Origin of the sequence: Pseudoalteromonas sp. RB2-MNA-CIBAN-0110 (assembly GCF_040309305.1) — a bacterium.
GTDB lineage: Bacteria > Pseudomonadota > Gammaproteobacteria > Enterobacterales > Alteromonadaceae > Pseudoalteromonas > Pseudoalteromonas arctica.
The window spans coordinates 1-290 of the sequence record NZ_JBEOOQ010000134.1 but is presented as its reverse complement, the minus strand read 5'-3'; the positions used below and the strand labels follow the sequence as shown (position 1 = coordinate 290).

The 290-nt window shown below is 37.9% G+C and carries 1 pseudogene; it reads left to right on the top strand.

From position 1 onward, the window contains the following. Positions 1-2: 2 nt before the first annotated feature. A pseudogene (locus AAEY68_RS20855) lies at positions 3-290 on the top strand (endonuclease/exonuclease/phosphatase family protein); the annotation flags it as partial.

The following is a 290-nucleotide window of genomic DNA, read 5'->3' as shown; positions in this document are numbered from 1 at the left end:
TTATTGCTGCATGCTCTTTTTTAACTATAAACTCTAGCTTGGCGCTAGCACAACTAAACCCATCAGATGAAGCGCAAGGTATAACCGAAACCGCATATACTCCTCTGCGTTGTAATCAGCAACTACAGGCAAGTAGGCAAAAAACATACAGCCGTAAGTTTATTGTTCCTCAACAAGCTAGGTTACTCTCATGGAATATTTATAAGGCACAAAACCACGGCCTATATAAAGATTTAACTCACCTTAATGAAACTGCTGATATTGTTTTATTACAAGAGGCTATTGTAGAT